Source organism: Nostoc sp. GT001 (assembly GCF_030382115.1).
GTDB lineage: Bacteria > Cyanobacteriota > Cyanobacteriia > Cyanobacteriales > Nostocaceae > Nostoc.
In genome coordinates this window covers 4,114,216-4,139,508 of the sequence record NZ_JAUDRJ010000003.1, presented here as the reverse complement: position 1 = coordinate 4,139,508, position 25,293 = coordinate 4,114,216, and the positions used below count along the sequence as shown (strand labels likewise).

Sequence of the window (25,293 nt, the reverse complement as noted above, 5' to 3'; positions counted from 1 at the left end):
AAATTTACGGTAAATCGCTAGAGTTTATGTAATATATATGTACAGCGCCTCGTAGAGAATGAGAGACGCTGCGCTAACGCTATCGAACGTTATTATCAATTACGAATTATTTTGATTAAGTTTCAAAAGATTAATTCGGCTTACCCATAATCGTAAAAGCTGCCCAGTAGTAAGGATGGTTATAAAGAATTTTGTCTGATGCCATTTTACTATTTCTATATAGTTGTGTCGCTAAATAAGTTTGAATTCTTACTTCCTCTGGATGCAGATTATTTAAGATCTCTTCATACCATTTTGTCAGTTCTCCAGCAGTTAGTTCTTTTAGCCATCGTGTTGCTTCGGCTAAAGCAATAACTGCTGATTTATTAGGCTGTAATCGCCGGTAAAACTCGATCATCACCAAGGCACTAGCCGAAGATTCTACACTCCAGAGAGTACTCACTACATGAGGTACACCCTGAGTTACAAAACCACTGACTAAACTCACATATTCGCTGCTGATAGTGTAGTTGTTAGTACTTAAATTTTCACAGGCAGAGAGGGTAATAAGATTGTAACTATCTAGATTTTGTTGGCAGATTTCATCTAGAGTAAGTCTGTCTTCACCTGCTAATGCTAATTCTGATTTTTTAGGTTCAGCTAAATTATTAGTGACATGACCCGTAAAATGCAAGATATTATAATTATCAGATAAGGCATTTCCGACAATATTTTTCGTTGCTTCTACCCCCTGAATTCGTTGGATATTATTGAACATCTGGCTAACAACTTCAGACTCCAGTTTGGCAAATTTAAGTGTGGGATAACCTGTACTTTCAGGATGTTCAACACTGAGCAAGAACTTATTTTGCCACTGCCAAATATCCTCAGTTCTGATTGATAAACCTATTTGGGCACTAGGTAGATAGGTGACGCTGAAATTTGATTCTACGTTGGGTAAATCTTCTGGTGATGGTGAAGAAAGATGGAAAAGTGTATGAATGGGCAATCTGTACAAGTCACGGTGAGGAATTAAGACCAGTTGGGTGATGCCTTCGAGTTCCTGTGCAATTGTGGAAATATTTAGGATTTCATACAGTTGCAACAGTTTCTCTTCCATTTCAACTCGCCAAGAATGGTGACTTTTACTTTCTTTGTCGTGGGCTGTGCTGCGATATTCTTGGTATTGTTGATGCCAATCTTCTAGCCAAATTTCAAATTCAATTAGGCGCTGCACTGCTTCGGGTAGAGGCAATTCATTGAGACGAATAGCATCTTCTCCTAAAGGTATTAGCCCAGTATCTTGCATGGGTGTAAACAGGAGAATTGGTGATGGCGCTTGGTCTTTGAGAATGAAAGTATGTAGGGCAACTGGGCTAATATGCCAGTAAATAATTGCTGTTGTGGGATTGAATAGTTGTTGAATTGCGCCATAATAAGGCGAGTAAATATTATGATTCCAGCCAGAAAGCAGCCAGTTTAAACAAGCATTTTTACCTTGTTCGGCAATTTCCCAAGCTTCTACTAAATCACCCGATTCCACAGCTAAATCAACTGCCAATTGATCGAAGCCTAGAAATTTTAGAGCTAGCTGTTTTTTACTTTCGTCTGAGCGAGTTTCTTCACTCAGTAATTGTCGCAATAAATCTGTCCCGCGTTGCAGCAATTCTTGAACTTGTGTGGTTTGTCCCAAACCCATCAAAACTTTGCTTAGAGATTGTAAAACCTCTAAATGCAACTGGGGAAAATATTCTAATGTCAGGGTTAACAGCGCTTGATGGTACTCAGATGCAGCTTTGCGCCAATAATCGCGGGTATTGGTATGTTTTTTACCTTCTTCGTAGTAAGTATTAGCGATCGCAAAATGCAATCTCCCCCAACCTTCTGGATGGGTATCTGTCCGCAGATGCCTTAACCCTTCTTCGTAGCTGGCTAATTTTCCTTCGTAGCCGCCCTGTTGTAAAGCGGGATTTGTCGCTGTGATACTACTCGGCAAATTCAGTAATTCGTCATAATTCACTAAATGACCGATCGCAGTTCCCCGACCAATCCAAGCTTCCCAATAATCTTGTTTGATTTGCAAAGCGTTGTCATAACAAGCGATCGCTTCGGCAAATTGTTCTAAATTAAACAGTGCTATTGCCTGATTATACCAAGCTAAGTGGAAGTCGGGTTTAATGGCGATCGCTTGCCGATAGGAGGCGATCGCTTCTTCTCTCCGTCCTAAATTGTCTAATGCTATACCTCGGTTGTACCAAGCTAAGTAGAAGTCGGCTTGAACTGAAAGTGCTTTATCCCAGGAGGCGATCGCTTCTGACCACCTTCCCAAATTAAACAGTACTACACCCCGGTCTATCCAAACTTCATGGTATTCTGGGTTAATTTCTATAGCTCTGTCATAAGATATAATTGCCTCAGCAAATTGTTCGCTGACAGCTAGGGCTATGCCTCGGTGATACCAGTTTTCCTGGTCTTCTGGTTCGAGTTGTAGCGCTTGGTCATAACTAGCAATAGCTTCTGGTAGCCAACCTAATTTCAGCAGTGCCAAACCCTTGCTAGACCACGCTTCTTGATAGTCTGGCTTGATTTCTATAGCTTTGTCAAAAGAAGCGATCGCTTCTTCAAAATATCCTAATTCTCCGAGAGTTCCACCCCGGTTGTACCAAGCTTTGTAGAAGTCTGGCTTCAATTCTATGGCTGTTTCATAAGACGCGATCGCTTCATCAAAACGTTCTAAATGGAACAGCGTTAAGCCTCGATTAAACCAATATTCTGAGAATTCGGGTTGCATTTCAATAGCTTGGTCATAAGATGCGATCGCACCTAACAGATCGCCTGTTTTCGCTTGCTGAAGACCTTGGTAAAACCACCCTTGAGCGTGGGTAATCGGATTATCACTATGCCGCTCAATAATACCAGGGGAATTACTGCTTTGAACAGCCAAATCAGAAGCAAGTTGCTGGACTAAATTGGTACTTTGATCCAACCTTACCCACAACTCATCTAAAGTATTAGCCACATTTGGCTCTAAATTCGTCAAAGTGTTATCCCAGGTTTCCACCGAGGGAGACGTTGCTAATTCAGTCTTTTGTCTAGTGGAAAGGAGATTTACTGGTGTTGTAATTTGAACAACAACTTCTTCGTCAAACCTCAATTCAGTTAACAAGCTGATTGAATCTTCCGCTGCCGGGAGAGGGATATTTTCTGGTATTGTGGCTTGAGCGTCTTCCCTTTCATATTCCCATACCACTTCCTCGAAGTTTTCGGGCGATGTCTCCTCAAAAGAGACATTTTGAGGTGCTGACGTTATTGGTTCAACATCTGGCACATCATATTCCCATAATTGTTCGCCAAAGCTAACGATTAGCTCTTGTTCAGGAGAAGTTGGGATAATTTCTTCATCGGTTGTAGTTTCTACCACATCTGGCTCATCATACTCCCATAACTGCTCGCCCAAATCGCGGATCAGTTCTTGTCCAGGAGTAGTTTCTATTACATCTGGCTCATCATGCTCCCATAACTGTTCGCCCAAATCGCGGATCAGTTCTTGCCCAGGAGTGATTTCTACATCATCTTGTGCCTGATTGTCAGGGTAATCTTCTATTTCTGTAGGTAAGTTTTGCATTAGCCGAATGCCAATGTCATAAGCAACTTCTCCAATTCTGCCAACACCAAGTTCCCCCAATTGCACCATCTGTGTTGCTAAAAGAGGATTTGGTGTAGGTGAAGCTAGCAAGCTTTCACCAAACATCACCAACCAGTCTATCCAACGTTCAGCCGGAACGCGATTTTCAATCCGTTGCAGATACCTCAATGCCCACTGTCGTCCTCGTGCTTGATGCACGCCTTCTAACAATTGGATAAACAATTGTTCCAGATCCGCATTGGTTAGTTCTGGTAGTACCCCCACCAGATTGCGTCCTCTCGCACCCTTGAGAGAACTATTCTGTTTACTTGCAATGAGGCGCTTTATAAACCTTTTAAGCGACTGCGATATCCGCCTGAGCATCTGCCACACTCTTGGATTTTGTTTTTCTAGATTGTAGCCATCGTTGTGTTAAAAAAATCATCAATTACGTAAAAATCCATTAGATTCGGACAGCGCTTCCGTAGCAGGTTAGCAAAAAATATACAAATCTTCAAGAGCATAGCATTACAACGTTACAATTCCCAGGTTTAACTCTTGAATTTGATTCTGGCAAGCAGTTAATTTTCAGTTTGCTCTGTAGTCGATTGACCGTCAGGATATAACTGACTAATTAATGCCTGGACAAGCACTTGTGGATCGTCTGTTTCAACGGCAAGCTGTTGAGCAATTTGCTGACGTAAATTTTCATCCTCCTGTAACATTACAAACAACTGTTCTAGGGTGACAGTTTGGTATTCTCCCTCTGGGAGGTTTTCTGGTGCATCTGCTGACTCTGATACTGGGGCAACTACCTCAGAGGGCAAAGGAGTGCTAAAAGCATCTGGCCCTTCATATTCCCAAACTGGTTCGCCTTCATTGCGTGTCAACAACTGCATCCCGATATTATAGGCAACATCTCCAATTTCTCCGACTTTTAACTCACCCAATTGCACTAACCGCGCAGCCATTTCATTATTGGGTGTCGGAGATGCGAGCAATCTGTCGCCAAAGCGCCCTAACCACTCAACCCAGTCTTGAGTTGTGATGCGATGTTCAATATTATGCAGCCACTTCTGTGCCCATGCTTCCCCTCGTGCTTGATGTACCCCTTGCAACAGTTCGTTGAAGAGAAATTCCAGATCAGTATCGCTCAAGGGTGGTGCTGGTTCTTTTTCCACATTCCCCCTAGATTTTGAGGTAGTCTGTTTTCCACCAAACAAGCTCTGAAAAAGCTTTTTGAGCCATTGAAATAGCCGCTTGAGCATCTGCTGCACCATCGAGTTTTACTTTATCTATAAAATTGTAGCGATCGCACTGGACTATGGCGTTAGTTCAGTAAATAAAACGTATAGTCATTTGTTATTTGTCAAGAGTTATTCTCCTCTGCTTTCCAGTCTTTTTAAATAGAACAAATGTACTAAATGATATGCTATAATTCCCATACTATTGATGTTGAAATCATAGTAGAGGATAAGCTCTGGTTGCTTGCTTTCCTGAGTGCCAAAATTTACGGCATTAGTTGAGTCTTGGGCTATGGCAACATCGATCAACAAAGCAGGTACGAGAGTTTAAAATAATTGAATCCTCAACTCGACTCGGTGCTACTAATTCACGTTGAAAGGCATTGAAGTCTATTTTTCCATGTCTTATGAACCCCTGCACCACAAATATCGCCCCAAAAGTTTTGCTGAACTGGTGGGCCAAGAGGCGATCGCCACCACCCTCACGAACGCGATCGGCACATCGAAAATTGCCCCTGCCTATTTATTCACTGGGCCAAGAGGTACGGGGAAAACTTCTAGTGCCCGGATTTTGGCTAAATCCCTCAATTGTCTCAAAGGTGATCAGCCCACTGCTGAACCTTGTGGTGTGTGTGAGGTTTGTCAGGGGATCACCAAGGGGTATGCCTTAGACGTAATTGAAATTGATGCTGCTAGTAACACTGGTGTCGATAATATCCGCGAGTTGATTGAAAAAGCCCAGTTTGCTCCTGTGCAGTGTCGCTACAAGGTTTATGTTATTGATGAATGCCACATGCTCAGTACCCAGGCATTCAACGCGCTACTTAAGACACTAGAAGAACCACCGAGACACGTGGTTTTTGTATTGGCGACAACAGACCCGCAAAGGGTTTTACCAACAATTATTTCGCGCTGTCAAAGGTTTGATTTCAGACGCATTCAGTTAGAGGCGATGGTGAAGCATTTAAGTGCGATCGCCTTTAAAGAAAACATTCATATTTCACCCGATGCTGTCACCCTGGTAGCCCAACTTTCTCAGGGAGGCTTACGGGATGCCGAAAGTCTACTCGATCAATTGGGTTTATTAGCAGGTGAAGTCACACCAGAGCGAGTTTGGGATTTGGTGGGGACGGTAAGCGAACAGGACTTGTTAGCCCTTTTAAATGCGATCGCTCAAGATAAACCGGAAGCAGTTCTAGACTGTACTCACTACATCCTAGATCGTGGTCGAGAACCCCTAACTATTCTGCAAAATCTCGCTGCTTTTTACCGCGATTTACTCATAGCTAAAACAGCACCCAACCGCCATGATTTGGTTGCTTGTACTCAGCAAACCTGGATAGCGCTGGTTGAATTTGCCCAATACTTCGATATGAGCGTGATTTTGGCGGGACAGCAACACCTACGAACATCAGAAGTGCAAATTAAAAACACCACCCAGCCGCGTTTGTGGTTGGAGGTAACATTACTAGGATTGTTACCCAGTGCGACGACGAATATTCAGCCACAAGCCTCAAGTTTCGCGCCGCGAGTTAATAATCCTGCTGTATCTCCAAGCTATCCTCCAGTAGTTGCCCAAAATCAGCCAGTCTCTTCTGTACCTCTGGCTGAACCGAAAACAAATCATAATTCTTTAAACCATCATCAAGCGGCTGCCCAAAATCACCCAGTCTCTTCTTTACCTGTAGCTGAACCGAAAACAAATCATAATTCTTTAAACCATCATCAAGCTGCTGCCCAAAATCAGCCCATCACTTCATCTCCCCTAGTTGAACAGCAAACCAATGACAATTCTGGTGCTAAATCAGTTTCACCACCAACCCCAGAACCTGTTGCTGTTCCTGTGCCACCTGCGAACATTGAACCAGTAACTTCAGAAGTTGTTGGCGAAGCAGAATATGACTTAACTCAGATTTGGCAACAAGTGCTTGCCAACCTCCAGCCAAAATCAAGGCAAGAAATGCTGCGTCAAATGAGCCAACTTATAGAGTTCGACGGTGTTATGGCTCGAATTGCTATCAAACAGGCATGGTATGACAAGGGAAAATCTTATCTACCGATGATTACGGCAGCTTTCCAGCAGACTTTCCAGCGTGAAATCCAGATAAATATAGAAAAAGGAATTTCTTCAAACTCTACCTCCGCCAAAAGAAATCCTCCGCCAAAAGACTCTACTCGCGTTCAGCAACCACCCACACCTAGCTACAACCAGCAAATTCCGCCTCCAGCGTCAGCACCACAGCCAACTAATCCACCACCAGCACCGACAGCAGCAAAAAATGGAAATGGTGTAAATGGAAATGGTGTAAATGGAAACGGTGTAAATGGAAATGGGGCGCAAACTTTGCCTCCACCCCCAAAACAAACACCCGCACCTGATTGGGAACCTGATGAAGTAGCGATCGGAGCTCAACGTATAGCAACATTCTTCAACGGACAAATTATCCGTTTTGCAGATGATTTCCCAGAATTCTCCGATTCCATAACTACACCAGAATGGGTAGAAGAAGCAGACGTGGATGATGAATAAAAAATGCAAAATTATTTTTGGTAATTTTGCATTTTTAATTTTGAATTTTTTATTCCCCAAAGGGGCTATTCCCCATTCCCCGTATGCAAGGTTTTCACCCATTTCAGGCGCTTTGGTCTTACCGACATCCGAGCAGTAGTACTGCTCATGACGACTAACCAGTGCAACATATATAAACTGCCACGCAGGGTTTGCACCAGCATCGTCAGATATGTAGAAAGTGGGAACTTTTGATCTTGACGCGCCCGCTTCAGACCTGTGAACATTCCTACCATCGACATAGAAATGGATAAGCCTGTGATCGGACTTAACATTGGTGGACGATGACGAGCGATCGCCATTAATAAATCTGGGACTGCTGCTGTCGGTAAGATATACATAATCAGCATGAAAATCAGCAAATCCCAGGTTTTACGCGTTCCCATGCGGTTTTTGAGAATTAAATCCCAATAATCCAAATAGCGCTGATAACCGCCTTCTGCCCAACGGTTGCGCTGATGCCAGAGTGAAACTGCATTTGTCACTCCTTCTTCTTGCACTGCTGGATGGAAAACACACTCAATATCCCATTTATCCAAATGTAAACGGATTGTCAAATCCAAATCATCGGTAATGGTTTCTTCATTCCAGCCACCGCAGCTTTCCAAGGCGGAACGCCGGACAAATTGACCATTACCTCGCAGTTCGCCAATGCCACCAAGGGCAGTCCGCTGTTGCTGAAACCAGGTATCAAGTGCCATTTCTGCCATTTGACCCTTAGTCCAAAAGTTGTCTTTAGCGTTGGCGTTCGCGTTAGCGTCTGCTTGCAGAATCGCTTTTCGCACCTGCACCGCCCCCACATTTTCTCTTTGAAATAAAGGTACTACCTGTTGCAGCAAGTCTGGTGTTACTTGGGCATCAGCATCAAATACTGCTATAATGTCGCCCTTTGTCAGCGGCAACACCTGATTCAACGCCCCCGATTTGCCACCAGTAGCTTCTGCTGAACGCCTTAGTACTTTCAGTTGGTCGTGTTTCTGTTCGAGTTCTGCTAATAAATGTGGCGTGCTATCACTGCTGTGATCGTCAATTATCCAAATTTCGTACTGCCCACCTGGATATTCCAGATTACAAAGATTTTTGACTAATTTAGCAATTACCGCTTCCTCATTTTTCGCAGCTACTAGCACAGAAACAGAAGGCAAATCTCCCTGTATTTCTTTTGGATAGCGACGGGATTTAGTAAACACCACCACCAAAGCATGAAATCCTAGAATGGTGGTCAGTCCTAGAATAAAAATTGAAGCCCAAGAAACTAAATGTAGAGCGATCGTGCCACTCCAGACGATAGTCAAGACTAGAGCTGCTTTGCCTCTACGACCTTGAAACCGGGATGGTAGAGACATAGAATCTGTCTCTAACACCGACTCCTCATCTACTGATAGGTCAGACAACAAGGAGTTGAGCGGATCAAGCTCTTGATAAGAATCTTCTTCGGGCCAGGAATTCGCTGGCATAGGTTAGGTTGCTTGATTCAAAAACCACTATTTGTCTACAGTTAGTAATTTTACGGACAAATATCCCTAAGCTACTTTTCCCGATATTAATCGGAATGGGCAAACTGCAATACCCGCTATCCCTAAGCCAAAAGCCGCTGGGACTACCTTTGTTGTCACCGCCACTGTGCGTAATTACCTCATATTAACCGCGTTTACTACTCTTAGACAGAAGCTTGATTCCTTTGATAGCCACTTCGGCAGGAAGCTTGTAGAGTCGGACTTTCTCCAACGAGAACTCCGGTTTGGGTAAAGTAATCGCAAGGTAGCAGCAGCTTTTTGTTGGGAAAAACTGCAATAACGGCATCCACCACTTTACAGTAGACATTTTTAGTGTTACCGTTTCCAGATTCGATAACAGTTAATGCAGCATTATTGTAACCGAAATTTTAATATTTCTTAGTAGTAACTTCATTTATTGGGCATTGGGATTATAGATAGGTGACAGGTGATAGGGAATAATCTGTACCCTATTCCCTTCTTCACTGACTACTATGTGCTTTAGACACATCTTTGGGGAATACTACTAACATCCACTAATATCCCTAGTTGCTAACTAACTTGAGGAATATTTAACTATGTCTATTGAGCAACTCCAGCCTGCAACTCAACAACAAGCCAGTGTTTACTTACCTTATGTTCAGGGCGCTAGGCGCAATTTCTTACCCTATGCCATCAGTCTTTATCAAAAAGGCGTCTTGGAAGGACATCGGAAAATAGAAGCCAGCGAACATGTCCCCTTTGTCGCCTCCTGGAATGTTGCTACTTTACCCTCAGACTTAACCCGTTGCCGAATTCAGTTTGATGGCAATGCTGACCTGAGTTATGAACTGATGATGGCTAGTTTCGAGTTTATTAATTTTTTAATTGAACTTATGGACAACTATAAACGTTATCGTATAACCGATTTTTCACAACCATTTTACCGCAAGCTACTGCGTATAGATGATTGATTAAACTCAGCCGGATTTGCAAAAGTCCGGCTTATTTTAAATTGATAGATAAATAAGTTCGTATCATAGTAAGGACTAAAGTTCTTATTTTCTAAGATTATTTGCTCACAAGGCACTGATTTTTACAATAGACTTCTTGGCATTTGTAGGGAAAAGGGGAAGGTGGGGTCCCCTCTGGGGATAAGGGGAAAGGGGAAGGGGAAAAAGTTCTGTATCGTCCCCTTCCCCTTTAACCTTTACCCTTTTCCCTCTCTCGGAAAANGTGCTTTTTGCAAGAGGTCTAATTCAGCTTCAGCCTTGTGAGCTTTTTTACAACAACCTTTCAGTTTTAAAACGTCTTCCTAAGTCCGCTGTCTTTTCTTCTTTTCAGAACGACACCAAAACTAGCTACCATCAGAGTTCCGAGAAGGCTAGCGGGTTCTGGAATAGAAGTTTCATTTATAGGTACTATGATTCTTAGATTTGCCAAACTAGCGTTAGTTATGGTCAAGGATGTTACGCCTGGGAAACCTGGGATATCAGACTGGAAATCAAAGACCGTGGGAGTTAAATTACCATTGGGATTACTATATCGCTCCCCATATCCACTCACTTCAAAAGTACCTTGATATTTCTTTCCGGTGTTTGGGTCAGTGACAGTACCAGTGTAGAAAGCTTTTGTCAGATTAAATTCATCTTGAACTACTCCTTGAAATGTGGTTCCTGACAATTGTCCCTGGTAAAGAAAGGTAGTCAATTGACCACCAGAAAGCACTAAGCGATGTCAAAACACCATCAAACGAGACAATTGGAATACCTTTAAAGTCAACAAAGTGATGCAGACTTCCATCGGAGCGTGTTTCTACCTGTAAATAGTCTGATTGGTATACAGGAACATAATTAGGATTATTATTAGTGCCTAAATTCCGGTAATAAGTTCCATTTTCATCCGTATCAATACGAGTGGTACTATTATTGAAATTGGGATTATTTCTGGGAATTTCGATAGTTCCTGATAATGTGCTTAGGTGCTTTGAATTGTGATGAATTGAGCAGCAATTGCACTTGCTCCACTCATAGCGATCGCGACTGCCGCAAGACAACTGCTACTAACAGCTACAAAACCTAGCTTAATCCCTGATGAACTGACTTTCATTAACAAACTGTTCCTTTAATTGCCGATAGTAAACACACCTAATTTGCTGAGATTTATTACAAATATTTCTCAAGCATGATTTATTATTCCCAAGCTGGTGATGGAAGCTTCATCGGCAACAAAAAGTCTTGTCAATCGCTATTTTTATCGAACAGAATTCAGGAGTCAGGAGTCAGAATTCAGCAATGTTTTCTGACCGAAAAAGCGTCTGAATAATCGGCGTTTTTGCACCCCTACGCTTATTGAAAATTTATTGGTCAACAAGAAAGTCGCGGGTCTGAATCCCCGACTGATAGCGCTGGTGGCAAGCGAGTCCGCTTACTCTGTAAGAGTTGCAAGCTACGCTTTTAGCGTCTGTCTGCGACACGCTGCGCGTTCGCGTAAGCGTCCCGCAGGGAACGTAGAGAGCGTCTCCGGCTCCGCTCCTGAATTCTGACTTCTTCTTCAATTGATTCTAATTTTTAGATTAAACTACAACGCGATCGCGTCCTTTTCTTTTGGCTTGATTGAGTGCTTCTTCAGCAGCATTAACTAAAGTAGCAGGTTCAGTTCCTATTGCCGGAATCACGCTAGCCACACCTAAGCTGACGGTTAAAACAGCAGCAGGTAAACCACCAATGCTAGGATACTCACATTTAATCTCTAAAACTTTTACTTGCTCTCGAATATATTCGGCAATATCCATTGCAGCAGTAACATCTATTTGAGCAAGAATGGCAAATTCTTCACCACCATAACGAGCCACTAATACTCTACTGCTTTCGTCTCGAAAATCTCCTCTTTGGGAACTCACAAAAGCACTACTGGTAGAACAATTGATATTCCTACTATATGAGAAACTGCTATGAGTTAGTGAGTCTTTAATGCTGTTACAGATAGTATTAGCGATTTGTCGTAAACACTCATCTCCCGCCGCTCTACCATAAGTTTTATTATAAATTTTAAAATAGTCGATATCGCACAAAATCAGTGATGTTGGAGTGTTTTGACTAGCGAAATTTTGCCACTCAATTTGTAGGTAGCTTTCAAAGTAGCGGCGATTAACTAATTGAGTTAGTTCATCTAAACTAGAGAGGAAGAGAAACTGTTGATTTTCTTGCCTCAACCTTTCAACATGAATATTGTGGAAATGCTCACTTTTTTTGAGATATTGTTGGAAATATAACCGATATAATTCACACGCAGGAGTACTGCGATCGCCTTCTAAATTAATTAGCCCTATACTTTGTAATTTATATGCCAATCTTGGCTCTAATTTTACATAATTTGTAGTATTAATCACTTCATAAAAAGCATCTTCCAATTCTGGCTCATCTCGAAGTACTAGTAAATACTGCCTTAGACACTGGTTATAGATTCCGGCTTCTGTGGGTGCTTGTTGCAATAATTGCCCTAAATCCCCTTTTAATCCGCCTTTACCCACAAGGTGATACAATGCCAATCGCACCAAATAAGGATTTCCTCCCACCATTGCCATCAAACTATCGGCATCTTTACCATCTGTCCAATCCAAGCCATGACGTTGTGCTAAATCCTGCACCTGCTCTTTCGTAAAAGGAGGTAAATTAATTGTCAAACCAATATTAAATGGCGATTGAGTCAGTTTTATGGGAACAAGAATTTCTGTTGAATAAACCAGAACCAGACGTAATTTTTGCCAAATTTCTACCCTTTTGGCTTGTTCATGCCACGATCGCACTAATGGTAGCAATTCTCCAGTAATTTCCTGATACTCAAATACCCAATCCACCTCATTTAATACTAAAACCAAGGGACTTGAGAGCGCAGACAGTAAATATTTTTGGAAATAGATAGAGCAGCTGACTTTGCTACCCATATCTTCATCCCAATAATCATTGAGTTTTGGTTCTAGCTGTAACTCCCGACTAACATTGGCACAGAACCAGCGCAAAAATTTATCCAAACTGGCAAATACTGCTTTGTCTGCTTGCTGAAAGTCCAAAGTTACGGTGCGAAAGCCTTGTTTATTAGCGTGTGCAAGCAACCGGAGAATCAAAGAGCTTTTTCCCATCTTTTTGGGCGCTTTGATGCAAATTACACTCCCAGGTTCAGCCATTTCTGCGTAAGCGAGTTCTTCAATTGGCGGGCGAGGGATGTAAAATCTGGAATTAAGAGATACTGGGCCAGTAGGAAATTCTAAGGATATCGCTGTGGCGGCTCGGTTGAATTCCTTAATTAACTGCTGATGTGCTTCGCTAAAAGGGTGATTTTCTAGAGTCTGGCGAAAGTTGGATTTATGTATTGGTTCTTTGCAAAAATTACTCAGTACTTGCCATAAATGAGCAGCAGTTTTCTTGACACGTTCCTCGCCGTAGTGCGCTTCACTCGCTATATTAGTGTAGGTTTTTCCTTCCCATGAAGAACGCAATATCAATTCTTGGAGCGTCGTTAAACCGGTTGCTTGACTGGCTTTTAGTAGCAATACTAGTTCATCTATAGTCATTACTCATTGACTCTAATTCAGTATGATATTTTTTCACACCATTCAGCTTTGTAAGTCAACTGATTTTGGATTTTGGATTGGTGATTTTGGATTGATCTGAACCGAATAATCTAAAATCTAAAATTGGCACGGTCAATGTCGGCTGCCTTCTATGCATAGCGGCCAGCCCTGACTAAAAAAGCTACAAAAAAGCCTTGACAATTTTTTGCATCCTTAAATTATTTGGCGTGATTTAATCATAGAATTTTTTTTACAAATTTTTCGGGGTTTTTAGGTAATTATATGTGACTTGAACTACTTTTTTTAGACATATCTTAGAATGTAGATGCACACAATGTAGCGATTGTTTTCTAAAAGATTGCTATTGCGATCGCAACAGAGGTTACATTCTTCTAAATTCCATGCCAATTTATGATATGGGCTGATATATCCCTGACTTAAGTTACAGCCTAATAAACCAACTAGGCGATTTGCCCATAACTGAATCTTTAGGGTGCTAAAACAGCGTAGAGAGAAAGCTACAGAATATCTTCCTCATCGTACCAGCAGCTATGCATATCCAAAAACCCGCTACCCATGAATCGGAAGCTCCACTTTCAGTACAAGATTCTCAAAGTTTCCCCGAAGCCAAAGACTTATCTCTAGAAAATTTAGATCCTTGCCAATGCTCACAAGCCGCCTTACAAATGGCACTAATCGCTAGTGGCTTGGGGTTGTGGGATTGGAATCTGGTAACTGACAAAACCTATTACGATCCCCAGTGGAAAAGCATCCTGGGATATAAAGTAGACGAAATCGACAACGATTATAAATCCTTTGAACAACTTATACATCCACAGGATTTACCAAGAATTCGCCAGGTATTGCACGATTATCTCCAAGGATGCATACCTGTGTTTGAAGTCGAATTGCGAATGTTGACTAAATCCGGGGAGTGGAAGTGGATTTTGACTTGTGGCAAAGTATTTCAGTGGGATAAATTCGGTAAACCAGTGCGGATGGTGGGAACGCACAAGGATATTAATCAGGATAAGGCGATGTCTACGACGGTCACTGAGCGTTGGTCATTGAGCGTAGCCGAAATGAGCCGAAGTGCGGGCTGCGCCTACGCTACTCAACAATACCAACTATTTGAACAACTCCAAACCGAAATTGCTCAACGCCAGTCTACCGAAGACCAAGTTAGGGAAAAATCACAACAGCTAGAAACTACCCTCGAAGAACTCAAATATACCCAAAAGCAGTTATTGCAGAACCAGAAAATGGCTAATCTCGGTCAACTGGTGGCGGATATGGCTAACGAAATTAACAACCCCGTTAGCTTTATCTCCGGCAATCTCCATCCGGCTAGTAAATACGCTGAAGATTTAATCAGAATTATTGAACTTTACCAACATCACTATCCCACGCCTACCCCAGTTATTACCTTACATTTGCAACGCCTCGACCTTGGTTTCGTGAAGACAGAATTTTTAAAATTACTATGGTCAATGCGAGTCGGTTCTGAGCGCGTCAAAGATATTGTTTTCGCCTTGCGTAATTTTTCCACCTCTGACGAAAGTCAAATGAAAAAGGTTGACATACATGAAGGATTTAATAGTGTTCTCAGGATTTTGCAACATCGTCTCAAAGAAAAACCTGATAGAGCAGAGATTAAAGTAATTAAAACTTTTGGTGAATTACCTTTAATTGAGTGTTATCCTGGTGAACTAAATCAGGTATTCATGAACATCTTAACTAATGCTATTGATGCTTTAGAAGAGAGGATGAAGTATGATGATTCTTTTACTCCCAAAATTTTGATTCATACAGAAGTTATTAGCAGTCATTTATCATTGGTCAATAATCATGAACCTTGGGTAAATGACAAACTACTAGGGAAAAAACACAAAGTTATCATTCGCATTTTTGACAATGGCAAAGGTATACTTCCCCACATCCAAAGACATATATTTGAACCGTTTTTTACAACCAAACCAATAGGTAAAAGTCAAGGGCTAGGGCTATCAATTAGTCGGCAAATTATAGTTGAAAAACATCAAGGAAAACTTAAGTGTAATTCTCAATTAGGTCAAGGGACAGAGTTGGTGATTGAGATGAATACAACACCAAGACACTATGCCGCGATTAGAAAACACGCCAGCTTTTAGGTAATGAACTTTGGGGAGGAGATATTAATTTTTGCAAGTCGATACATTCACAATATCTGAGTTTGATACATTTGGTATTGTCTTTTGAACACCTAAATTACAGCACAAGCCATCAGTACACTTCCTACGATAATCACTGCGATCGCACTAATTATCGGCGTATACTGCTGCAATGGTTGAACCCATGAAAAACGCTTCAGCCATTGGTGAGCATAAATAATCACTAAACCAATGGTTACTAGTACAACTGCCAATCCCACACTGAATGCACACACCAAGATTAAACCGTATGCAGTTTGGTGAAGTGCGATCGCACTCAACAATAATACCAGCGCTGATGGGCAAGGAACTAAACCACCAGCTATCCCCAAAGTTAAAAGAGACTGTAATGTAACTTGATTTGCAGAATGATGGCGATCGTTGTGAGTATGGTGATGCTCAGAATCATTGTGAGTGTGATGATGTTCTGGTGCGGGGTTGAAATAGCGATCGAGTAACCAAAAACCAACACTACAGACCATCAATCCGCTCAATAAACTGAGAAATGGATACAATTGCTCTGGTAAAATATATTGAGATAATAATAAAGCTAGAATACCCAGTGCAAAAACGCTGATTGTGTGGGTAAGAGTTGTCACCAATCCCAGCACAACTGCTTGCCCAGGAGTGCCCCGCGAACCAACGAGATATGCTGCTACCATCGTTTTTCCGTGTCCAGGTGAAAGAGCATGTCCGGCTCCAGCCACCAAAGCGATGCCAATACCACTGAACATTAAAGATGGAGAGAGGGTCATCTGAGCCAGATTTTGCATCAGAAAGCTACCATGTCCGATATGAGCCACGGCTGATTGACTCGGCAGGAAACTAACTAGCAATGCTAAACCTAAAATCAGCATCGGCCTGTTCATAAACTACTCGTTTCCGATTTAGAAGCGCGGTACAAACCATAGCCAATCAACGCCAAAATAACGCTGACTGTTGCAACGGCGACGTTAGGATAAATCGGAATACCTCCTATGATTGGTGGAGGTTCTTTCAGATCGGCTTGCAAACTGGTTCCAGGAACCACTAGCGTCACAAAGAAAAAGGGCGACCAGAAGATTACAGGTACTAACATGGCAAAGGTATAAGCGATGTCAGGTTCAGTTGTTCGTCGCCATAGTAACCACAGCGCCACAATACTCATGCCACTGAGCAACCACAGCATTACTGCATCATGAAATTTAGCATGGGGATGCCATTCGGAGTTAAAAAGGTGAGTCGCGTTCCAATCGACTGCTACGGAAACTACAGCAGTGCTGACGAGAACAATAGAAAGCAAAATACGACTAATTCTTCTCATAAATTTAGTTAATCGGTTTTGTTGATTTGTGGGTTCATCAACCGTAGATCCCACAAATGAAGGTACAGTGTGCTGCTGGATAAACGATAGACTTTTCTTGCTATATCTAATCATGATTTAGGTCATTCTTGCGATGTCTACGGTGGGCTACGCCTACGCAGTTAGCATTGCAGAGTTTTACTTTTTCTTTAAAAACATCCTGGGTGTGACTCCGACATATTTTTTAAAATGTCTTGTAAAACGACTTTGATCTGTACAACCAACAAGTAGAGCAATTTCTGCGATCGCATATTTTCTTTGTTGCAATAGTTCTTTAGCTTTTTCCATTCGTTGCCCCAGCACATATTGATAGGGCGCTACACCCATTGACTGTTTAAATAATCGGCAAAAATAATATTGACTCATGCCCACAATTTCTGCCAGTTCAGCCAGATGTAGCGGTCGATCTAAATAGCTATGAATGTAGTCCAACACTGGTCGGAGTCGATTGTTGGGCATCTCTCTCACATCAGGCTGCATTTTTGGTGAAAATGCACAATATTGTCGCAGCAAGTGAATTATCAACACTTGTATCAGTGATTCGGCATAAAGATTTCCACCGATTCCACCCGTGTCAAATTCTGCTTGAAACAAACGAGCGATCGCTTCAATCTGTGGATCGTGGGCATTTACCGTACTGAGCAATTCAACTTTGTTTTCATTCAGCCCCCCGACTTCATCTGCCGTTTGAGACAAAAACAATGGATCGATCGCAAACATCAATGATTCATCGGTACTCTCCCACGCCCAAACCCCCGACATCTTCGCAGGACAAATCCAGAAATCTCCTTTAGCTTGAGACTTTTCCGATTTTTGTTCGCCGATATGAGTGATTTTTTGTTGATTATGGTCGCTCAACAAAAGACAAAGCAGATGATGGTTGCATCCAGGAAATTCAAGCTCGTTCGGTGCTGAGATATGGCGATCGATAGTTAATCCAGGCAATTGAATCACCCGGCGCTCAGAAATCCATGTTTCCTTCATAAGCAGTCCAATTAGCGATCGCTGTAAATCCCATTTTTATGCCTTGAAAAAAATGTCCACAAAGAACAAGATATGGCAATACTGTTCGGTTAAGGCAAGAGACGCAATGAATCGCCGTCAAGACAAAACGACTGATTATTGTAGAGACGGCGATTTATCGCGTCTTTGCGATTTAGAATTTTCATCAAAAAACCTTAACCGAACCGTATTGGCATAAGTCCCTAATTAAGCAATTTGCTGCAATCCATTAAGAGGTAGATCGAGAATCACTCCTGAATTTGGAGAATAACCAATATCTAGAGAAACACTAGCTTTTATCGTCTGAGAACCACCAATTATAGGAGTTGTAGAAACCCTATCTGTTATTAGATTAGACACGAAGGGAGATAGTGTAGGATTGTCATTTGAATTAATATCAATGTCAATAATCTGTCCGGGAGTTAACTGCAAGGTACTAAAAACAGCCTGAGCCTGAGCTTTAGCATCTTTAACAGCTTCGCTCAAAACTTGCAGTCGTGCCTGCTGCAATACTTCGTCTGAGGCAGTGAAGCTGATATTCTGTATGACATTTGCACCTGCTTGAATAGCTTTGTCAATTGCTGCCCCAGATTGATTTGTTGGTAACTCAAACTGAAGTGTGTTGAGGCCTTCAAAGCTGGTGAGAGTTTGAGTACCATTTTCATAGCTATAGACAGGATTTAGTTGAATAGATGTAGTTTGAAGTTCTTTCGCCCCAAGCTTTTGCAGTACATCAACTACCGCTGTTGAACGTTGAGCAACTTGTTCTTGAACTTCGGTTGCAGTTTTTCCCTCTACTTTAATCCCCAATTGCACCTCAGTTAAAGTAGTGGCAACGCTGACCTCTCCTTTACCAGTAACTTCCAATATCTGAGCAGTGCTACCAATGAGGGGATCGGCGATCGCAAGACCCAAATTTCTCACACCGATGAGATTATCAGTAGCCGAAGCAAGAGTCCCTGCTGAATTTGGAGAATAACTGATATCTAGAGAAACACTAGCTTCTATCGTCTGAGAACCACCAATTATAGGAGTTGTACTAGCTGCTGCCGAAACCTTATCTGCTGTTAGATTAGACACCAATGGAGATGGTCTAGGATTATCATCTGAGTTAATATCAATGTCAATAATCTGTCCGGGGGTTAACTGCAAGGTACTAAAAACAGCCTGAGCCTGAGCTTTAGCATCTTTAACAGCTTCGCTCAAAACTTGCAGGCGTGCCTGCTGCAATACTTCGTCTGAGGCAGTGAAGCTGATATTCTGTATGACATTTGCACCTGCTTGAATAGCTTTGTCAATTGCTGCCCCAGCTTGATTTGTTGGTAACTCAAACTTAAGCGTATTGATGCCTTCAAAGCTGGTGAGAGTTTGAGTACCATTTTCATAGCTATAGACAGGATTTAGTTGAATAGATGTAGTTTGAAGTTCTTTCGCCCCAAGCTTTTGCAATACATCAACTACCGCTGTTGAACGTTGAGCAACTTGTTCTTGAACTTCGGTTGCAGTTTTTGCCTGTACTTTAATCCCCAATTCTACATCAGTTAAAGTGGTAGCAACACTGACTTCTCCTTGACCAGTAACTTCCAATATCTGAGGAGTTTTTGCATCAGTGCTATCAATGAGGGGATCGGCGATCGCAAGACCAGGATTTCTCACACCTGTGAGATTATTTGTGCCAGCCATCTTATTCTCCTTGCTTAAATGATGTTTGATACCTGTTGATGTTTTAATCTTAAAGGATGTCTGAAAAGTAAACCGCGTTTATCACCAATACATACTGGATAAAAAACGCTCTCGCATTCGCCAGCCAAAATCTGATAATTTGACAACTCTAGGGTCGTCAGAAAACCCCATTCCACCAAGAAAGAGCAATCCTGTACTGCTACGCTGCTGATTTAGGTATTGGATTGACACTGGTCTACTGGTAATGTATCTGGACTTTAATTCAACGTGAGTTCGATGAACCTCTCCCTCCCAGCCTCCCTCTCCGAAACGGAAAGGGAGGAGAAACGAAAAATTAAGCTTTTTGCTCCCCTCTCCGCGTCGGAGAGGGGCTGGGGGAGAGGTCAAATAAGACTTGTCGAACTCACGTTAATTCACATTAGGTAGGCGTAATTTAGCTTAGAACAACCCTAGCCATACCTAAACTGACAGCTAAAACAGCAGATGGTAGACCATCAATGTCAAAATACTGAATCTAAATGATGGGAAAATAAAAGTGAGTAATACCCATCCAAACTTGCTGGGCTATTTACCCAAGACAGATAAACAGCAAATTTTATCAGTCAAAATTTATGACTTCCAATGTTTCCTCTCCAACTCGAAAGCGACCCACTCAAGCAATAGGAGCCAAAATTTTCCACTGGTGTAACATCATTAGTCTATTTATCATGCTCACCAGTGGACTACAAATTTACAACGCCAACCCTGTTTTTGGTGGACGCGCAGGTTTGCACATTCCTCCGATATTTACTTTAGGAGGTTGGCTTGCAGGAGGTAGACACTGGCATTTTGCCGCAATGTGGCTATTCTCATTGAATCTGTTGTGGTATGGAATTTACATTTTAATTACCCGGCGCTGGCGACATCGCTTTGTCGGTGCTAATGACTTCAAAGCATTACAAAAAACTCAAAATTCCCAACGCCTAATTTATGCTTGGCATCGGATTGCTTATACAGCAATTATTCCTATTTTGCTGCTGGCATTATTTACAGGGATAGGAATGTATAAACCTGCTCAATTTCCCTGGATTGTGGATTGCTTTGGCGATTGGCAAGCATTGCGAATTGTTCACTTTGCCTCAGTACCGATGGTTATCTTATTTGTAGTAATTCACTATCAATTAGGGAAAAAAGCTGGAGGTACTCAACTAACAGAATCAATGTTTTAGTAAACAAACTTTGGTCATGGAGATAAATAAACGAGAAGACAAATGACAAATGACAAATACTTCTCTACGAGACGCTACGCGAACGACTTCGCGGTAGTTGAGCGCAGTCGAAACTCAGTACAAGTGACAAATGACCAATGACTCTTTAAAAAAAATGAACTTTTTTGATAAATTGAATGGAAATATCTTACAAAATCAAAGCTTACTATTTGTAGGACTCGATCCAAATCCAGAGATGATGCCTGGGCGTTATGAATCTGAAGAACTCATCGCTGGTTTGGAGAAGTGGTTACAATTCATTATTGCGGAAACTTCTGATTACGTTTGTGCTTATAAACCGACACTTGGCTTTTACGAAGCTTTAGGTATTCCTGGTTTAGAACTGCTGTACAAAACTTTAGCAGCTATTCCAGCCCATATCCCAGTGATTTTAGATGCTAAACACAGTGACTTAAATACTAGTACCATCTTTGCCCAGACTGTGTTTACACAATGGCAGGTGGACGCAATCACTCTCAGTCCCTATACAGGACAAGATCACGTAGCACCTTTTTTGGTCTATCCTGATAAAGCGGTGTTTATTTTATGCTGTACTTCTAATCCAGGTGCAGAAGCTCTACAGCAATATCCTACAAAGGAATCACCCCTTTATTTACAGGTAGTAAAAGAATCAAAAACCTGGGGAACTCCAGAACAATTGGGTTTGGAAGTGGGAACTACAAATCCTGAAGTTTTAGCACTTATTCGAGCAGTTGCACCTGAACGAATTATTATGGCGCGTAGCATCTGGGCGGAGGGTAAAAACCTGAAACAAATTTTAGAAGCTGGCTTGAATAGTAATGGTGATGGTTTACTGATTCCTGTTCCTCAAGATATGTTGGGAAATATCCAATTATCAGAAGAAGTCCAGTCTTTACGTGCAGAAATAAATCAAATAAAAACTGAAATTGTTCACGAAAATTCTACTTGTTCTGTGTGGTTTCCTGATGTTTGTTTTCTAAATCAGCATCCCCACCAAGATTTGATTTTACAACTTTACGATCTTGATTGCATTATGTTTGGCAGCTTTGTCCAAGCATCAGGAGCAATATTTCCTTATTACATCGACTTACGCAAAATTATTTCCAACCCCCAAGTTTTTAATCAAGTTCTTACAGCTTATGAGGATATTTTGAAGAACCTAAATTTTGATAGATTAGCAGGTATTCCTTATGGTTCATTACCGACTGCGACTGGTTTAGCTTTGCGCCTTCACTGTCCGATGATTTTCCCGCGTAAAGAGGTGAAGGCACACGGAACTAGAAGAGTAATTGAGGGTAACTTTCATGCTGGTGAAACAGTTGTAGTGGTTGATGATATTCTCATTAGCGGCAAAAGTGTCATGGAAGGGGCAGGAAAGTTGGAATCAGCAGGATTAAAGGTTAATGATATTGTGGTATTTATCGACCATGAACAAGGGGTGAAAGATAGGTTACAGCAAAATGGTTATTGCAGTCATGCGGTTTTAACTATTTCGGAAATCACTAATACTCTCTATCAAGCAGGGCGAATAAATGAGGAGCAATTTTCAGCTTTGGCTGAAAGTTAATCATTTAAATAATGGGAAGTGGAGAATCTGGAAATATTTTTATTGTCTACTTCCTGTTGAGCAGATTTAATTACTCGGTTAAATGTAGTAAATAGAATAATTTTCGCTTTAAAATTAATTATGAATTTTTCACTGAATCAACTACTTAGATGGTTAATTTTTACGTTGTTATTTCCTATAGTATTTCTCAATGGTTGGCTGGCATTTTTGCTAGTTAAAAACTTTCAACCTGTCTTCACAATTCTTGTATTGGCTACTTTGCTTGCATTCGTTTTAAACTATCCTGTTTCGATTCTCCAACAGCGGAGAGTTAAACGCAGCTATGCAGTAGCATTAGTTTTTATATTAGCATTGGTAATTGTTGTGGCTTTGGGTATCACATTAGTACCTATTGTTTTAGAGCAATTTAATGAAATGGTTAAAGTCTTTCCCCAATGGATTGATTCTAGCGAAGAAAAACTTCAGAGTGTCAATAATTGGTTTTTCAAACACAAATTAAATGTGAATCTAAGTCAGCTATTAGCAAAAATTACTGACCAATTACCTAATGAAATAGAGTTTGTTTCCGATAAACTTTTAAGTATTATCATAGATACAATTGATAGTATCTCTGAGGCGTTAATCACAGTAGTGCTAACTTTTTACTTGTTGTTAGATGGCCCAAGAATTTGGGAGGCGATATTTAAGAAGTTACCTGGAAATCTTGCCCAGCAAATAAGCCAGTCTATTCAGCAAAATTTCCAAAATTACTTGATTGGTCAGGGAACTTTGGCTTTGCTGATGGGTGTTTCCATAACATTATTGTTTTTAGGTTTTCAAGTCCAGTTTGCTTTACTCTTTGGTTTGGGAGTTGGGCTTTTGAGCTTAATTCCCTTTGGTGATGTCGTCAGTCTTGTTTTAATAACTTTAATAATAGCCTCACATGACTTTTGGTTAGCAGTTAAGGTTTTTGCGGTAGCTGTTGTTATCGATCAGTTAATCGATCAGGCGATCGCACCACGTCTTTTAGGTAAAATTACTGGTATTAGACCAATATGGGTATTAATTGCTCTGCTTGTAGGAACCAATGTTGGTGGAGTCTTGGGTTTACTAGTTGCGGTACCTGTAGCTGGTTTTATCAAAGATGTAGCAGATGGTTTTTCTAAATCTGTTAATTCTGATAACCTGGGTGAGGGTGAAGCAGCATCAGAATTGTTGGTAGAAAAATCAATATCACATGAGTTGTAGATAAAAATTGCCATCTCTACCGTTAACGAGAAGTTGCAACGGTATCATTTAGGTCGTAATTCACTCAAGTCAACCTTATTCCCAAACCTCGTAAATTGGCTAAGGAATTAATATGGACAAATTGCCCCTAAAACAGTTAGTCAAAAACATTTATCAGGAATTACTGCCTAGATTACAGATTGAAAGTGTCAATCCCTGCGATCCAATTAAGGTAAGCTATCTTCCACAACCTTGGCGGCTGCTTGGCAGAGGAAATTACGCCGCAGTATTTTATCACCCCGATTGCCCTGACTGTGTAGTTAAGATTTATGCCCCAGGAAGGATAGGCTTTGAAGAGGAAGTAGAGGTTTACCATCGTCTAGGTTCTCATCCAGCCTTTTCTGAGTGTTTGTACGCCAAGGATGGGTTTTTAGTCTTGAAACGGCTTTATGGAACAACCCTCTACGATTGTATGCACTTTGGTTTACTAATTCCCAAGCAGGTAATAAAGGACATTGATGAAGCTCTTGACTATGCGCGAAGTCGTGGACTCCACCCTCATGATGTCCACGGGCGTAATGTCATGATGTACCAAGGCAGAGGATTAGTCGTAGATATATCAGATTTCCTGCATCAAGAAGCTTGCTCAAAGTGGAATAACCTAAAAAAGGCTTACTACTGGTTATATCTGCCCGTGTTTTACCCACTGCGACTGCGCGTACCATACTTTGCCTTAGATATCGTCCGCAAATGTTATCGCTTGGGAACTTCTGTTAAAACTTTTTGTTGTCAACTACTCTTAAGATTAACTAATATTAAGTATTTAAAACGTTAAGAGCTTTTATCAATATAAGCACTCAAAAATACTAGTTGGTTTACCATCTCCTCAGCCGAACGAGTAGCAACCAACTTGAGCAACCCTTGTAACTGTTGCCCTACGGAATAGCGTTGTTGCTGCAACAAGATAATGCCAGCATGATTTCTTTCTGTGGCTAAAAACTCGTTATGTAAGCAGCAAAAGTCTCTTCGGTTGTAGCTATAGATAACACGCCCTTGTTCTGTTGCCCAAATTAGCTGCTCATCATCAGAATAGCTCTGCCTGCTCACATCGGCCACTGTCACAACATCCAAGTTTGCATTACAGAAAGCTTTGATTAGGGACTTCTCAACACTGTCCTCATCTAAATACAAACGAATTTGGCTCACTGTCTCTTCGCCGTGTACTCAGCTTCCAAACGGTCGTATTCTTCAATTTCTGCGGCAATCTCCCTGTCAATTACTTGCTGGTTAGCATAGTAGTAAGCTAGCGCGGCATAAACTTGTGCCAACATTAGCTGTGGTCTTTGGACAACTATCTCTTCCGGTTTCACGCCTGCGTTGAAATCGATCGCAATATTATGTACCGTAATCCGGTGTCCCGCAATCCGAGGGCGACCACCACAGGTTCCCGGTGTGCTGACAATCAGTGTGCCAATATCGGTAATTGTTTGCATAGCTTGTTTACTAAATTTTGCTCTCATAGACAACTGAGCAATTTTAAACTTCTTCTAATCTAGAAATATAAATATCCAGTTGTTTATTTAGCTACTCACAGCAAAATAAAACATTTA

Annotated in this window: 20 protein-coding genes; 7 read left to right on the top strand and 13 right to left on the bottom strand. The window is 41.4% G+C overall.

Going from position 1 to position 25,293, the window contains the following annotated elements; genetic code table 11:
* Window positions 1–130 precede the first annotated feature (130 nt).
* Complete coding sequence (locus QUD05_RS20460) at window positions 131–3,988, bottom strand: CHAT domain-containing protein (RefSeq protein WP_289797669.1); 3,858 nt, start codon at window positions 3,986–3,988, stop codon at window positions 131–133.
* Between the two features lie 197 nt (window positions 3,989–4,185).
* On the bottom strand, window positions 4,186–4,884 hold the full coding sequence (locus tag QUD05_RS20455; protein WP_289797668.1) for a hypothetical protein: 699 nt from the start codon (window positions 4,882–4,884) through the stop codon (window positions 4,186–4,188).
* 364 nt (window positions 4,885–5,248) lie between these two features.
* Between QUD05_RS20455 and QUD05_RS20450 the strand changes: the two genes are divergently transcribed.
* The gene (locus QUD05_RS20450; protein ID WP_289797667.1) at window positions 5,249–7,378 is read left to right on the top strand and encodes a DNA polymerase III subunit gamma/tau; all 2,130 of its coding nucleotides are present in this window, start codon (window positions 5,249–5,251) and stop codon (window positions 7,376–7,378) included.
* A 65-nt stretch (window positions 7,379–7,443) separates the two neighbouring features.
* Here the strand turns inward: QUD05_RS20450 and QUD05_RS20445 are convergent, their stop codons facing one another.
* Window positions 7,444–8,874, bottom strand: a complete 1,431-nt coding sequence (locus tag QUD05_RS20445) for a glycosyltransferase family 2 protein (protein ID WP_289797666.1) — start codon at window positions 8,872–8,874, stop codon at window positions 7,444–7,446.
* Window positions 8,875–9,058: 184 nt separating this feature from the next.
* Window positions 9,059–9,241: a hypothetical protein gene (locus tag QUD05_RS20440; RefSeq protein WP_289797665.1), complete on the bottom strand. Its 183-nt coding sequence runs from the start codon at window positions 9,239–9,241 to the stop codon at window positions 9,059–9,061.
* Between the two features lie 250 nt (window positions 9,242–9,491).
* Between QUD05_RS20440 and ebsA the strand changes: the two genes are divergently transcribed.
* Window positions 9,492–9,866, top strand: coding sequence for a type IV pilus biogenesis protein EbsA (gene ebsA / locus QUD05_RS20435; protein ID WP_289797664.1), 375 nt, complete (start codon window positions 9,492–9,494; stop codon window positions 9,864–9,866).
* Window positions 9,867–10,194: 328 nt separating this feature from the next.
* Here ebsA and QUD05_RS20430 read toward each other — a convergent pair whose 3' ends face one another.
* The 3 genes from QUD05_RS20430 to QUD05_RS20420 all read right to left on the bottom strand — a co-directional run bounded on the left by QUD05_RS20430 (window position 10,195) and on the right by QUD05_RS20420 (window position 13,465).
* Window positions 10,195–10,602: a PEP-CTERM sorting domain-containing protein gene (locus QUD05_RS20430; protein ID WP_289797663.1), complete on the bottom strand. Its 408-nt coding sequence runs from the start codon at window positions 10,600–10,602 to the stop codon at window positions 10,195–10,197.
* A gap of 267 nt (window positions 10,603–10,869) precedes the next feature.
* Window positions 10,870–11,001, bottom strand: coding sequence for a hypothetical protein (locus QUD05_RS20425; protein ID WP_289797662.1), 132 nt, complete (start codon window positions 10,999–11,001; stop codon window positions 10,870–10,872).
* A 466-nt stretch (window positions 11,002–11,467) separates the two neighbouring features.
* Window positions 11,468–13,465: an AAA-like domain-containing protein gene (locus QUD05_RS20420; protein ID WP_289797661.1), complete on the bottom strand. Its 1,998-nt coding sequence runs from the start codon at window positions 13,463–13,465 to the stop codon at window positions 11,468–11,470.
* 551 nt (window positions 13,466–14,016) lie between these two features.
* On the opposite strand from QUD05_RS20420, the gene QUD05_RS20415 reads away from it, so the two are divergent.
* Entirely contained in the window at window positions 14,017–15,615 is a 1,599-nt protein-coding gene (locus QUD05_RS20415) for a PAS domain-containing sensor histidine kinase (protein ID WP_289797660.1), read from the top strand.
* Window positions 15,616–15,707: 92 nt separating this feature from the next.
* Here QUD05_RS20415 and QUD05_RS20410 read toward each other — a convergent pair whose 3' ends face one another.
* The 4 genes from QUD05_RS20410 to QUD05_RS20395 all read right to left on the bottom strand — a co-directional run bounded on the left by QUD05_RS20410 (window position 15,708) and on the right by QUD05_RS20395 (window position 19,681).
* The gene (locus tag QUD05_RS20410; protein ID WP_289797659.1) at window positions 15,708–16,523 is read right to left on the bottom strand and encodes a nickel/cobalt transporter; all 816 of its coding nucleotides are present in this window, start codon (window positions 16,521–16,523) and stop codon (window positions 15,708–15,710) included.
* A complete protein-coding gene (locus tag QUD05_RS20405; protein WP_289797658.1) occupies window positions 16,520–17,071 on the bottom strand; it encodes a DUF6640 family protein in 552 nt (183 codons plus the stop codon). Before QUD05_RS20405 ends, QUD05_RS20410 begins: the two co-directional genes overlap by 4 nt.
* 63 nt (window positions 17,072–17,134) lie before the next feature.
* Window positions 17,135–17,980 carry a helix-turn-helix transcriptional regulator gene (locus QUD05_RS20400; protein ID WP_289797657.1) on the bottom strand — a complete coding sequence of 282 codons (846 nt, stop codon included), beginning with the start codon at window positions 17,978–17,980 and terminating at the stop codon, window positions 17,135–17,137.
* A gap of 225 nt (window positions 17,981–18,205) precedes the next feature.
* Complete coding sequence (locus QUD05_RS20395; RefSeq protein WP_289797656.1) at window positions 18,206–19,681, bottom strand: SIMPL domain-containing protein; 1,476 nt, start codon at window positions 19,679–19,681, stop codon at window positions 18,206–18,208.
* A 611-nt stretch (window positions 19,682–20,292) separates the two neighbouring features.
* On the opposite strand from QUD05_RS20395, the gene QUD05_RS20390 reads away from it, so the two are divergent.
* The 4 genes from QUD05_RS20390 to QUD05_RS20375 all read left to right on the top strand — a co-directional run bounded on the left by QUD05_RS20390 (window position 20,293) and on the right by QUD05_RS20375 (window position 24,518).
* Window positions 20,293–20,889, top strand: coding sequence for a cytochrome b/b6 domain-containing protein (locus tag QUD05_RS20390; RefSeq protein ID WP_099099995.1), 597 nt, complete (start codon window positions 20,293–20,295; stop codon window positions 20,887–20,889).
* Between the two features lie 154 nt (window positions 20,890–21,043).
* Window positions 21,044–22,477: a bifunctional orotidine-5'-phosphate decarboxylase/orotate phosphoribosyltransferase gene (locus tag QUD05_RS20385; RefSeq protein WP_289800027.1), complete on the top strand. Its 1,434-nt coding sequence runs from the start codon at window positions 21,044–21,046 to the stop codon at window positions 22,475–22,477.
* 120 nt (window positions 22,478–22,597) lie between these two features.
* Entirely contained in the window at window positions 22,598–23,704 is a 1,107-nt protein-coding gene (locus QUD05_RS20380; protein ID WP_289797655.1) for an AI-2E family transporter, read from the top strand.
* Between the two features lie 112 nt (window positions 23,705–23,816).
* Window positions 23,817–24,518 carry a serine/threonine-protein kinase gene (locus tag QUD05_RS20375; protein ID WP_289797654.1) on the top strand — a complete coding sequence of 234 codons (702 nt, stop codon included), beginning with the start codon at window positions 23,817–23,819 and terminating at the stop codon, window positions 24,516–24,518.
* Here QUD05_RS20375 and QUD05_RS20370 read toward each other — a convergent pair.
* Together QUD05_RS20370 and QUD05_RS20365 are read right to left on the bottom strand one after the other, a co-directional pair.
* The gene (locus tag QUD05_RS20370) at window positions 24,515–24,889 is read right to left on the bottom strand and encodes a DUF5615 family PIN-like protein (protein WP_289797653.1); all 375 of its coding nucleotides are present in this window, start codon (window positions 24,887–24,889) and stop codon (window positions 24,515–24,517) included. The genes QUD05_RS20375 and QUD05_RS20370 overlap by 4 nt on opposite strands.
* Window positions 24,886–25,203 (bottom strand): DUF433 domain-containing protein, encoded by a 318-nt coding sequence (locus tag QUD05_RS20365; RefSeq protein WP_289797652.1) that lies wholly within the window; start codon window positions 25,201–25,203, stop codon window positions 24,886–24,888. Before QUD05_RS20365 ends, QUD05_RS20370 begins: the two co-directional genes overlap by 4 nt.
* Between the last annotated feature and the right edge of the window lie 90 nt (window positions 25,204–25,293).

Coding starts and splice junctions, on each gene's coding strand:
- QUD05_RS20460 (WP_289797669.1), bottom strand. CDS start 3,988: ATGCTCAGGCGGATATCGCAGTCGCTTAAAAGGTTTATAAAGCGCCTC.
- QUD05_RS20455 (WP_289797668.1), bottom strand. CDS start 4,884: ATGGTGCAGCAGATGCTCAAGCGGCTATTTCAATGGCTCAAAAAGCTT.
- QUD05_RS20450 (WP_289797667.1), top strand. CDS start 5,249: ATGTCTTATGAACCCCTGCACCACAAATATCGCCCCAAAAGTTTTGCT.
- QUD05_RS20445 (WP_289797666.1), bottom strand. CDS start 8,874: ATGCCAGCGAATTCCTGGCCCGAAGAAGATTCTTATCAAGAGCTTGAT.
- QUD05_RS20440 (WP_289797665.1), bottom strand. CDS start 9,241: ATGTCTACTGTAAAGTGGTGGATGCCGTTATTGCAGTTTTTCCCAACA.
- ebsA (WP_289797664.1), top strand. CDS start 9,492: ATGTCTATTGAGCAACTCCAGCCTGCAACTCAACAACAAGCCAGTGTT.
- QUD05_RS20425 (WP_289797662.1), bottom strand. CDS start 11,001: ATGAAAGTCAGTTCATCAGGGATTAAGCTAGGTTTTGTAGCTGTTAGT.
- QUD05_RS20420 (WP_289797661.1), bottom strand. CDS start 13,465: ATGACTATAGATGAACTAGTATTGCTACTAAAAGCCAGTCAAGCAACC.
- QUD05_RS20415 (WP_289797660.1), top strand. CDS start 14,017: ATGCATATCCAAAAACCCGCTACCCATGAATCGGAAGCTCCACTTTCA.
- QUD05_RS20410 (WP_289797659.1), bottom strand. CDS start 16,523: ATGAACAGGCCGATGCTGATTTTAGGTTTAGCATTGCTAGTTAGTTTC.
- QUD05_RS20405 (WP_289797658.1), bottom strand. CDS start 17,071: ATGATTAGATATAGCAAGAAAAGTCTATCGTTTATCCAGCAGCACACT.
- QUD05_RS20400 (WP_289797657.1), bottom strand. CDS start 17,980: ATGAAGGAAACATGGATTTCTGAGCGCCGGGTGATTCAATTGCCTGGA.
- QUD05_RS20395 (WP_289797656.1), bottom strand. CDS start 19,681: ATGGCTGGCACAAATAATCTCACAGGTGTGAGAAATCCTGGTCTTGCG.
- QUD05_RS20390 (WP_099099995.1), top strand. CDS start 20,293: ATGACTTCCAATGTTTCCTCTCCAACTCGAAAGCGACCCACTCAAGCA.
- QUD05_RS20385 (WP_289800027.1), top strand. CDS start 21,044: ATGAACTTTTTTGATAAATTGAATGGAAATATCTTACAAAATCAAAGC.
- QUD05_RS20380 (WP_289797655.1), top strand. CDS start 22,598: ATGAATTTTTCACTGAATCAACTACTTAGATGGTTAATTTTTACGTTG.
- QUD05_RS20375 (WP_289797654.1), top strand. CDS start 23,817: ATGGACAAATTGCCCCTAAAACAGTTAGTCAAAAACATTTATCAGGAA.
- QUD05_RS20365 (WP_289797652.1), bottom strand. CDS start 25,203: ATGAGAGCAAAATTTAGTAAACAAGCTATGCAAACAATTACCGATATT.